Annotated in this window: 8 protein-coding genes; 1 reads left to right on the forward strand and 7 read right to left on the reverse strand. The window is 58.2% G+C overall.

Annotation, left to right across the window (positions count from 1 at the left end; all coding sequences use genetic code 11):
* Nucleotides 1-12 precede the first annotated feature (12 nt).
* From Q0072_RS01165 to Q0072_RS01180, 4 genes are all read right to left on the reverse strand, one after another.
* The gene (locus Q0072_RS01165; protein WP_298324536.1) at nt 13-936 is read right to left on the reverse strand and encodes an ROK family protein; all 924 of its coding nucleotides are present in this window, start codon (nt 934-936) and stop codon (nt 13-15) included.
* 91 nt (nt 937-1027) lie between these two features.
* Complete coding sequence (locus tag Q0072_RS01170; RefSeq protein WP_298324539.1) at nt 1028-2377, reverse strand: sugar MFS transporter; 1350 nt, start codon at nt 2375-2377, stop codon at nt 1028-1030.
* A 244-nt stretch (nt 2378-2621) separates the two neighbouring features.
* Nucleotides 2622-4148 carry a tryptophan halogenase family protein gene (locus tag Q0072_RS01175; protein WP_298324542.1) on the reverse strand — a complete coding sequence of 509 codons (1527 nt, stop codon included), beginning with the start codon at nt 4146-4148 and terminating at the stop codon, nt 2622-2624.
* 140 nt (nt 4149-4288) lie between these two features.
* Entirely contained in the window at nt 4289-7279 is a 2991-nt protein-coding gene (locus Q0072_RS01180) for a TonB-dependent receptor (RefSeq protein WP_298324544.1), read from the reverse strand.
* 913 nt (nt 7280-8192) lie between these two features.
* Between Q0072_RS01180 and pyk the strand changes: the two genes are divergently transcribed.
* Entirely contained in the window at nt 8193-9641 is a 1449-nt protein-coding gene (gene pyk / locus Q0072_RS01185) for a pyruvate kinase (RefSeq protein ID WP_298324559.1), read from the forward strand.
* A gap of 56 nt (nt 9642-9697) precedes the next feature.
* Here pyk and cdd read toward each other — a convergent pair whose 3' ends face one another.
* From cdd to Q0072_RS01200, 3 genes are all read right to left on the reverse strand, one after another.
* Nucleotides 9698-10087: a cytidine deaminase gene (cdd, locus tag Q0072_RS01190; RefSeq protein WP_298324548.1), complete on the reverse strand. Its 390-nt coding sequence runs from the start codon at nt 10085-10087 to the stop codon at nt 9698-9700.
* Between the two features lie 238 nt (nt 10088-10325).
* The gene (locus tag Q0072_RS01195; RefSeq protein WP_298324550.1) at nt 10326-11273 is read right to left on the reverse strand and encodes a Gfo/Idh/MocA family oxidoreductase; all 948 of its coding nucleotides are present in this window, start codon (nt 11271-11273) and stop codon (nt 10326-10328) included.
* A 91-nt stretch (nt 11274-11364) separates the two neighbouring features.
* The coding region (locus tag Q0072_RS01200; RefSeq protein WP_298324553.1) for a hypothetical protein at nt 11365-11602 on the reverse strand (238 nt) is incomplete at its 5' end.

Consider the following 11602-nt stretch of genomic DNA (forward strand, 5'->3'; position numbering starts at 1 on the left):
CGCCTCACCTGTTTAGCCTTGTTTCCAGAGATAGGCGGCACCGCGCACGCCCGACGAGTCACCCCAGCGCGCCGGAGCCAGTTTGGCATCCCAACCATCCGAAAAGACGTAGGGTCGGATCAGGCCCGGCAGGGCGTCATAGATTTCCGGCACATTGGACAGGCCTCCGCCGAAAACGAAGACGTCCGGATCGAGAATATTGACGATAGCCGCCATACCGCGCCCCAAACGCGACAGCAGCGCCTCAAAAGCGGCCCTAGCTTCGGCATCGCCGTTGCGCATGGCGGTAATGATCTCTTCGCCCTTCAGATCGCGCCCCGTGGTCTGCTGAAAATCACGCGCAAAGCCCGTGCCTGAGACCCAGGTTTCAAGGCAGCCGTGCTGACCGCACCAGCATTTGGGACCGGGATATTCGGCGGGTTGCGGCCACGGCAGGGGCATGTGGCCCCATTCGCCGGCAATGCCATTGGCCCCGTTGACCAGTTGCCCGTTGACCACCACACCGCCGCCGCAGCCCGTGCCGACGATGATGGCAAAGACGCTGGACGCACCGGCGGCCGCCCCGTCAATGGCTTCGGACAGGGCCAGGCAGTTGGCGTCATTGGCCAGACGCACGGGACGGCCCAGAGTGGCCTCAAGGTCTTCGCGGAAAGTGCGACCGTTCAGATAAAGAGAATTGGAATTGCGCATCAAGCCGCTGCGCGGCGATACGGAACCGGGTGAACCTATGCCGATGCTGGCAGGCACATTGGCCAGATCCGGATGGGTCTGGCGCGCTTCGGCTTCGACCCGCGCGATCAGGTTTTTGACCAGAACGAGGGCCGCGTCATAATCGCCGGGATTGGGCTCACGCCAGCGGGCCAGAACGTCTCCGCGGTCGGACAAGGCCGCCGCTTCGATCTTGGTGCCGCCAAAATCCACGCCAATATATAGCATACGCCCGTCTCCCGGAGTGTCTCAGTCGGGGTCTTTTATGGTTGAAGAAACCGGACGGCTCGCCCCCGTGACGAACCGCCCGGCGGCAGATTTAGTGCCCGCCCGACACGCCTTCTTCGATGGCGTGCGTCGGTGCCTTACGGCAGGCGAACGAGAACCACAGAACGTAGACGTAGCAGAGGAGCGGCGCGATGAAGCCCATCGACATGGAGCCGGTCATTTCCTGAATCTTGGCGAACGCCAGCGGCAGAACCGCGCCACCGGCAATAGCCATACACAACAGCCCCGACGTGGCCGAGGTCGGCGCGGTCGAACGTTGCAGCGTCAGGGTGAAGATGGTCGGGAACATGATCGAGTTGAACAGGCCGATCAGCAGGGCCGCGAAGGCCGGGATCAGGCCGGTGGTCACCGGCACGCTGGTCAGGATCACATTGACCATGCCGGTCGGCTCGGACGGCACCATGTCCTTGGTGAAGATAACGAGCAGCGACAGGGCGATGGCACCCACGGCCACGAGCGTCAACATGACGTAGTCGCGCACGACCTTCAGCAGGGCCGAACCGGCGAAACGGCCGATCATGGCGAACAGCATGTAGAAGGTGGTCAGGTGACCGGCCGACTGCGCTTCGAGGTTCAGGATATTGGCCTGTTCGAGGAACAAAAGCAGGTTAAGCGAGATAGCGACTTCGGCACCGACGTAAAGGAATATGCCGATGGAGCCGAGGTTGGCCCACTTTGAGGTCAGGGCGGTAAAGGGCGAAACCAACTGGCCGGTTTTGGGGGCCGCTGCAGTGATCTTGTCGCGGACCATGAAGATCAGGGCAATGAAGATGACCAGAGCCACGCCGATGGCCATATAAACGTTGGTCACAAAGCCCAGCGCTTCTTCTTTCATCAGTTCGGTGATGACCACGTCCTTCTTGAAGATGTCGCCGTTCAGCAGGAACGAGGCACCGAAGAAGAGGCCGCAGGCCGCGCCCAGCGAGTTGAAGGACTGCGACAGGTTCAGGCGGAAGGCCGAATCTTCGGGCTTACCCATAGACGCGATCAGCGGGTTAGCCGCCACCTGAAGCAGGGTCACGCCCGAAGCCATGGTGAACAGGGCCACCAGGAAGACGGTGTAGATGTGCAGCTTGGCCGCCGCGATGGCGATAAAGCACCCCGCTGCGATGCCACCCAGACCGACCATGACCGACTTGGCGTAACCAAAACGCGACAGGAAGGCCGCCGACGGCAGGGACATGACGAAATAGGCAATGAAGAAGGCGAAGCCGGTCAGCATGGCCTGAACGGGCGTCAGGGTGAAGACGGTCTTCATGGTCTTCACGAGCGGATCGAGCAGATTGGTCACCACAGCCCAGATAAAGAAGAGCGTGGTCACATAGACGACGGCTAGCGCGAGACCGCTGCCGCCTTTGGCGGTGCTGGATGATTCAGACATATACCCCTACCTGTAGGTTGCGAGTGACTTTTCACAGACGTTTTTTAGGCCCGCACCGATTAAATAAATCAAATATCAAAAATCCAGCAAATCCGGACTTTTGCAATCGAAAAATTTAACGACGGCGATCAAACTGCCATTTACCAACAATTTCTTTCATTTGCACGTCAAATTGTCAGACAAGATAACGGCATTATTATCCACAGTTTTGACAGCGATGTCATTACTGCGGGGCTACACAAAACTATCCGGCCAGCTTGTCAAGCGGGTAAGCCTTACAGGTGCGTTCGATGAACTGTGCCTGAGTTGGCATACGCTGTACCGTGTCCGAGATAACCTCTCTCATCATGCGTAACCGCCCTTTGACATCATCAGCATCAAGAACATTAGCCAGAGGATCATAGCCTTGAGGGGTGACACCCTGCCCCAGAAAAACCGCCACATAGCTGGCTTCTCCGAACAGTTCCTCAGAATGGCTGATAACGCGGCCACGCGCCCGGAACAAATCCATTCGGCGGCTCAGCGTTTCCGGTGGCTGCATATGACGGCAGTAGGTCCAGAAATCCGAGTCATCGCGTTCGGTGGCGTGGTAGTGAAGGACCAGAAAGTCTCGAATTTCGATGAATTCTTCCAGCATGAGGCGGTTGTACGCTTCTACACTGACCGTGTCATGGCGATGCACAGGCAGGAAACCGACGGCGCGCGCCATCGCTTTTTGCACAAGGTGAATGGATGTGGACTCGAGTGGCTCCATAAACCCGGACGCCAGCCCCACGGCTATGCAGTTCTTTTCCCAGAACTTTTTTCGTTTTCCGGTGGTGAAGCGGATGACGCGTGGGTCGGCCAGCGGCTTCCCGTCCAGATTGTTCATTAGGGTGGACACCGCTTCGTCTTCACTGATGTAATCCGCACAGAAGACGTGCCCATTACCGGTCCTGTGCTGAAGCGGAATACGCCATTGCCAGCCTGCCTTGTGAGCGGTCGAGCGGGTGTAGGGGGTAAGCTCGGCAGCGCTTTCGCACGGCACCGCCACAGCCCGGTTGCAAGGCAGGAATGACGACCAGTCATCGTAACCCACCCCAAGGGCCTCGCCAATCAGGAGCGCACGAAAACCCGAACAATCGATAAAGAGATCACCGTCAATCGTCTCTCCCCTGTCAAGGGTCAGGCTGTCTATGAAACCGTCTTCCGGGTTCAGATTGACCTTCGTAATCTTGCCTTCGACGCGTCTGACACCTCTGGCCTCACAGTGCTGACGCAAAAACTGCGCATAGAGGCCAGCGTCAAAATGGAAGGCGTAGGAATAGGTCGCAAAGACCGAGTCCGGGTCATTGGGCCCAACCAGAAATTTGTTGTGACGTGCCGCCATGATCGGCAGCGAATAGGCATCAAGGGGCGTCTCATCCCCCATCTCTTTCAGTCGCAGCCAGTAATGATGGAACGATATGAGGTCGATGGGTTTGCCGTAGAAACCGAACGGGTGAATGTACCGGTGTCCCTGACGGGTCCAGTTGACGAACTCAATCCCCAGTTTGAAGGTGGCCTGCGTGCGCCGGACAAACTCAACCTCATCAATACCGGCCAGAGCGTTGAACCGGCGAATAGGCGGGATCGTCGCCTCACCGACGCCGACCGTGCCAATATCATCGGACTCAACAAGGACTATTTCGACAATTTTGCCTTGAAACGCCTGCGCCAGGGTGGTCGCTGACATCCAGCCCGCTGTGCCGCCACCGACGATAACGATCTTCTTGATATGCTCACCAGACATGCCTGTTCCCTGTCTTTCCCAGACGATTCTTTACACCCGTAATAGACCTGAAAAACCCGCCCGACCATGAGGATCGGGCGGGCCATATCCACACTATAGAAGAATGATTCTTTTGGAATCATTCCGCCTTAGCGCTTTGATCAGAACTGACCGCGCAACGTGATAGCGACGCGACGGTCCGTATCGAACCACGCGTAACGCGCCAGACGATCCGGATTACCGACCTTCAGATAGGTCTTTTCACGTCCCAGATTGGTGACCTGAAGACCGACCTTGATTTTCGGCGTCACAGAATAAAGCACAGAGCCATCCCATTGACCGTAGTCTTCGGACCAGACCGGCGCCTTGATATTGGCCGCTGAGGTGGTCATCAGGAATTCTGAGCGCCAGTTGTAGGCCAGACGCGCCGAAATACCGTACTTTTCGTACATGAAGGCAACGTTATAGGAGGTTTCCGACAGGCCTTCGAGCGGAAGATCAGCCTGCGCACCGGCAACCTGTTCGGCTTCCGAGATGTTAACCGCGGTGTTCTTGCCACCCTTAGAGTTGACGATCGTGTAGTTGGCCTGAACCCCCAGACCCGAAAGTGGGCCAGGCAGGAAGTCGTAGAACTGTGAATAGGCCAGTTCAAGGCCGTCAACCGAGCCCTTATCACCGTTACGGGTGCGGAAGACGCTGTAGGTCTTCGTCTTGCCACCAACGGTGTAAGACTCATTCCCGGTTGAACCGAAGAAATAGTTTTTCAGGTCCTTCTTAAACAGCGCCAGGGTCAGGCTTCCGGTCGGGGCAAAATACCATTCCGCCGAGAAGTCATAAGCATTGGCTTCCATGGGCTGAAGGCTCGGATTGCCACCGGAACCCGAATATTCAATCGAGGTCACGTACTGAAGTGTTGCGGTGGGGTCCGTCTGCGTCGGGGCCGGGATGGGCTTGCCTGCACTATCCAGCGCCTGCACAAGGTTGGCAGTTACACCCAAGGTGGTGTAGGGCTGCATCTGACCGAAGCTGGGGCGCACAATGGCCTTGGATAAGGACAGGCGCAGTTGGATCTGATCCGTCGCCTTCAGACGCAGGTTGAGGCTCGGCAATACATCTGTATATGTGTTTTCGAGACGGATACCCTTGACCGTACCACCGACCGCCGAAATGGCGATGGCGTCAAGCACTTCCTGCCGCAGGGTCGCAGACGAATTCGGATTGATGTTGGCCGCCGTGACGTTGGCCAGTGCACCCGGATTACCCAAAAGCCCCTGACCGTTGCTCAACTCGGTTTTGATCACGCGCACGCCAACATTGCCGTCAAGGCCCGACAAAATATTGTCATTGCCGAAGCGGACAACACCGTAGACCGCGCTGGTCTTTTCGGACTGTGTGATCGACCCCGAAGTGGGATTGTCAGCACGGCCCGGAGGCACGGCATCGTAATTGCCGTCAAACGGCACCCAGCCCCAGCCCAGATCCGCAGCAGCGGTCTTGATCTTATCGCGCGATGCATAATAGTCCGCCAGTTGAACTGACGGGAAAACGCCGCCGGCAGGCTGCTGAGCACCCCCGCGGAAGAAGTCACCATAGTTATAGTAATCGATCATGCCGGAAATGGGCGGATCTTTGGTGACGTTATTGCCATTCCAGGCCGCATCCTGAGACACCGCACCCCAGTTATAACCGTTTTCGCGCGTCGTTGCCGTCTTGTCGGCCACGCGGATGCCACCCTTAAGCGACCGCAGCCATGCCGAATCAAATTCATAGCTGGCGTCAACCCGGTACGCGGTCTGCTCGGCATCGTTGTCTTCCAGGTGATCCATCGCGAAGTTATACAGGTAGCGCGTGGGATCATTGACATTCGCAAGTGCGGAACTGGTGACCGTACAATCACGGAAGCAATTATTGTAGGTCAGGAAGGTAGGCGTATCGCTCCCGTAGAGATCGAGCTTTACGTCCACCTGATCCATCAGTTCCGTACCGACGGTGAAGCTGACCACCTTTGAGGTCGATTTGACCTTCTGAGCTTCGGCACTGAGGGTCAGGCGCTCAGAAACACGCCATTTACCCCCCAACGAGATGTCTGACGTTTCTTTATTGTCTACGCCTGTACGCGTAACGTTGCGATGAATGGTGTTATTGAACACCCCACCCGTGAACTGACCCTGTGAGTCATAGGTGTAGCTACTGTTCGGCGACAGAAGATTGTCGGAGTAGCCGGTCGAACGCTCAAGGCTCTTGGGTGTCGCCTTGGTGTTGAGATACTGAAGGGTGAATTCGAGGGAATCCGTGGGGCGCCACTGGGCGGCAGCGGCAACCGCTTCACGCTTCTGATCCCAGTCAATCGTACGGTAACCTGCCGCCTTGGGCGCGTAACGATCATCGGCCTTTGAGGTGGTACCTACACCGGCCACCTGATCGAAACGGTCCGTCGTAAAGGCATTGGAGCGCGTACCGACATTCGAAACCGAAGCGTTCAGCAACAGGCCGATTTCACCGATCGATGTTTCCCAGCGATCAGAATAGGTCACACCACCCGACACGAAGGCTTCATCGCGCAGATCGCCATAGTTTCGGTCCGCCGTGAAAGCGATGATGCGCTTTTTGGAATCGAACGGCAGACGCGTACGCAGGTTCACCGTACCGCCCAGCGCGCCCTCAATCTGTTCCGCCACGGTGCTCTTGTAAACATCAACGCCCGCCATCAAATCGGCAGAAACATCTTCAAAGCCGATGGAGCGGCCGTTCTTGGCCGAGAAAACTTCACGCCCGTTGAGCAGAGTCGAAACATAGCTCAGGCCGCGCACGAAAATCGCACCACCTTCACCGGACAGACGCGCCGGGTCACGGGCCGCATCGGTACGCTGAAGCGTGATACCGGCCACACGCTGCAAGGCTTCAGAAACCGAACGGTCCGGGAGCGCACCAATGTCAGTGGCGGTGATTGAGTCCACAACGCTTTCCGCGTCGCGCTTTAACTTTTGCGCTGTTTTCACCTGGGCGCGCTGACCGGTGACGATGACTTCGGTCACATCGGCCTCACCCGTCGTCGTCTGGGCGACGGCCGGCAGGGCAAAGCCCATCACCGCAACGCCCAGCGCCATCACCGAGACGCCCGCCGACAGGCGTGCGAATTTCGATTGTTTCATAACTGTCTCCCTCATGTCCCGCCGGGGCCCCTCCTTGAGCCGCAGGCGTTTGGCACCATGCCGGGGATGGCGAACCGCGCACCCCGTGCGTCCGGTCAGGTTGGCGTCACTGGCATTATGGGGCCTGTCACCGCGGCCGCGAACCTTGTGCCGGTTCCTGGCGGTCCGTTTGCAATGACGGCTGTCTTTCGCACATCCCTGTCTGAACACGGGTCTGGATTATCATCGACGACCGCATTGATTGCGGAGGCCATAGGCCCAGACTCCGATGATAGCGTTATCATAAATCATATGATTGACCAATATTATATGACAAGAAAACATCGTGATTTGCAGGTCATGGTATAATCGCCACAGTTGCATTCCGTAACGGCGTTTTTATTTGTGGTTTTTGTGAAGCCTTTTCATTTAAAACCCTGACCAATTGGAGGTAAAATATAAATTCCTGATTTATAGAAATTAATTTACACCATTTCCTGACACCGACTGATAAAAAGCTCTTTTGAGACCTTTTTATCCTATACGTCTTTTTCTTTGATAAAAATGAAAGCGTCGAAAAACACTCGTAAAAAGCGGATCACAGCCTCATTTTTGTCTGAGTTAAACAGTCAAAAGTGTCGTGTCTTCGGGTTGTGAGGAAACCTGCCGCTTTGTTACTCAAAATGTGACTTGACCCAGGGGACAGAACACGACTTTGGTCTGCACGAACCCAAAACGCGCGTTTTCGGGGGAAAAAGAGCCCGCCCAGAGCCGTCCCAATGCCACACGACACGCGCGGATGTTAAAGCCTTCTGACCGAAATACACCTTTCGGATACACATAAGGCGTTACAAAGACGACAGCCTTAAGGCGGCCCATCTGAGCCGGCGAAGGGGCTTGCGTCCCTGTTCCAAGAAGAGTTGGTCAATTGAAAATACTTCGTCGCCGCCGCACCAAACTGGTCGCCACCCTCGGCCCCGCCTCGTCCAATGCCGACATGCTGGCTCAACTGTTTCAGGCCGGAGCCGACGTCTTCCGCCTCAACTTCTCGCACGGCAGCCACGAAGACCACGGCCGCAATATCGACCTGATCCGCGATCTGGAGGCCAAGACAGGCCGCCCGATCGGCATTCTGGCCGATGTGCAGGGCCCGAAGCTGCGGGTCGGTCGTTTCATGGGCGGCGCCATCGTGCTGACGCCGGGTCAGACCTTCCGCCTCGACCTCAACCCCACGCCCGGCGACCTGACGCGCGCCAACCTGCCGCATCCGGAAATCATCGGGGCGGCGCAGATTGGCTCGCACCTGCTGCTCGATGACGGCAAGCTGAAGCTGCGCGTCACCCATGTGCGCGAAGACCATCTGGAAACCGTGGTTGTGACCGGTGGCCGCCTGTCGGACCGTAAGGGCGTCAACGTGCCCGACGTAGTCCTGCCGATCCCGGCCCTGACCGAAAAAGACCGCGCCGATATGGAATTCGCCCTGCAACGCGGCGTCGAATATATCGGCCTCAGCTTCGTGCAGCGTCCGGAAGACGTGATCGAAGCCAAGGGCATCATCAATGGCCGCGCCTGGGTGCTGTCCAAGCTCGAAAAGCCGCAGGCGCTCGATAATCTTGAGGAAATTCTTGCCCTCAGCGACGCCGTCATGGTGGCGCGCGGCGACCTCGGCGTCGAATTGCCGCCCGAAGAGGTGCCGCTGGCGCAAAAGCGCATCATCAAGGCCGCTCGCGCGCTGGGTAAACCGGTGATCGTCGCCACCCAGATGCTGGAGTCGATGATCTCGGCCCCCACCCCCACCCGCGCCGAAGCCTCGGACGTGGCCACGGCCGTTTATGACGGCGCCGATGCGGTCATGCTGTCGGCGGAAACCGCAGCGGGTCAGTATCCAGTCGAAGCCGTGACCATCATGGACCGCATCGTCGCGCGTGTCGAAAAGGACAGCGACTGGCGCATGCAGACCGATCGCCGCCGTCCGGAAACGGAAAAGTCGGTATCCGGTGCCATCGCCGCGGCTGCGCGTCAGGTGGCGCAAACCATCGAGGCCTCGGCCATCGTCGCTCTGACCAACTCGTCGAACACCGCGCTGCGTGTGGCGCGCGAACGCCCGACGGCGCCGATTCTGGGCCTGACCCCCAATCTGGAAACCGCGCGTCGCCTCGCCCTCACCTGGGGCGTGCACGCCAAGACCGCCCCGGTGACGCACTCCATGTCGGAAACCGTGCAGGTGGCCAATCAGATCGCCCGCACCGAAGGCATTTCCGAGCCCGGTCAGGACATCGTCATCGTCGCCGGTATGCCGTTCGGCAAGTCGGGCTCGACCAACGCCCTGCGCGTCGCCAAGGTGACCCGCACGGCCATGACCGAACCGGAATTCGAAGGCTGATAGCCGTTTAGGTGTTCGCAAAATCAAAGCCCGGCAGGATCACCTGCCGGGCTTTGTTATTTCAGCTCCGTCCGGAACATCATGGGAAGAAGCTCAGCCAGTGTGACCGTTTGGGCTACCCCTTCTTCATTGCACAGATGGATTTGCGCCGAGCCATCGGAAAACTCCGCCAGCTTCTGCCGGCAGCCGCCACAGGGCGGACAGGCGGCTTTTTTGGGGGCAAAGATGGCGATTTCGGCCACCTCTTTCGCGCCCCCCATGATCATCTGGGCCAGGGCCGAGGTTTCGGCGCACCAGCCCTGCGGGAAGGCGAGGTTTTCGACATTGGTGCCGCTGAAGATACGTCCGTCCGGCGTGCGAATGGCCGCACCGACGGGAAAACCGGAATAGGGGGAATGGCTGAACGCCGCTGCGGCTTTTGCCGCTTCAAACAGATCGTGAGACAAGTCTGGCTCCGTTTATGGGCGCAGAGCTTGCCGCATTAGGGAGCGGAGTGCCAGACATTTCTTCTCCTCCCTACGCTTTAGCGTGGGAGGTGGCAGGACGCGAAGCGGACTGACGGAGGGGGATAACATCAAGATTTTAAGCGCGTTTCAGTGTTCGGAGTCGCCCCCCTCCGCCTCGACGCGCTTCGCTGGTTCGGCACCTCCCCATTGCTGGACAACAGGGAGGAGACAGAATGCACTACTCAACATACTCCGGGGCGTCGATGCGCTTGCCCAGCAGCATGGCATCGGCCACGATGCGCAGCGGCGAGAAGTCGGCGTCCGACTGACCGGCGCGCACCAGCTTTTCGAAGTGGGCATAGAGGCCGGGATATTCGGCCTCTTTTTCCTTCATGATCTCCTTGCCATCAATGGTCAGGCCCGTGCCGCCCATGCTCAGTTCCAGCTTTTCGCCGGTTTCGGACTCAACGAAGATCGACCAGGTCTGGATGCCGGTTTGCAGGAAATCGTAATCGGCACGGATGGCGACGCCGCTTTCGGTCGTCAGGTCCATCTCGACCTGAATCGGGGCTTCGCAATTGACCGGAATATGCAGATCGGCCTTTTTGACGATGACCTTTTCCGGCACGATGCGCGTCAGGATCGACAGCGAATTGATGCCCGGATCGAAGACGCCCATGCCGCCGGCTTCGAAGATCCACTTCTGACCCGGATGCCACTGACGCACATTTTCCTTCCACACGACGTGGATGGATTTGATCTGGCGCCCGGCGATCCACTGGCGGGTCGTTTCCACCGCCGGCGCATAGCGCGAATGCCAGCTGGCCAGCACCGTCACGCCTTTGGCGCGCGCCAGATCGGCAATGGCCTCAGCCTCGCCCAGCGTGGCCGCAGGGGGTTTTTCGAGGAAGACGTGCTTGCCCGCCGCAATGACCTGTCTGGCGATCTTGTGCCGGATCTGCGGTGGCGTGCAGATGGCCACAGCCTCGATCTCCGGGTGGGCCGCCAGCATGTCTTCCAGCGAGTCGTAAGCGGTGACGCCGTCCGGGCGGGCATTGGGCGAACACCCGGCTACCAGTTCCAGCGCCTTATTGGCGCGGATCGACGGTATGTGCTGATCGACGGCGATCTTACCCAGCCCCACCAGACCGATCTTCAGCGGCTTGACCTTTTTTTTCCCGAACATGGACGCTTCCTGCTTAATTTTGGCCTGACTTAAACCTTGGGCGGCTTCGTTATCATGGCCGAAACGCTTTCGGCAATATTTATATGATAATTTAAGCCATTACCCGGACAATTGCTGACAACGCCCTTATCATGCCTGCCTGATCTGTCAAAGGCCCTGCTTTTTTGCACCTCGCGAGGCGCAGCATTTCATATTTGACAATCGACTTCATATGTGGTGCCTTGCGCGCAAGACACCCGGCAAGCATGATCCGGGCATAATGGGAAAGAAACGCACATGACCTCCGAAACCGCGCCGGGCCGGGGCCTGAAAAGCCTGTGGCCGCTGAT

The sequence above is a fragment of the Asticcacaulis sp. genome (assembly GCF_027484505.1).
Classification (GTDB): domain Bacteria; phylum Pseudomonadota; class Alphaproteobacteria; order Caulobacterales; family Caulobacteraceae; genus Asticcacaulis.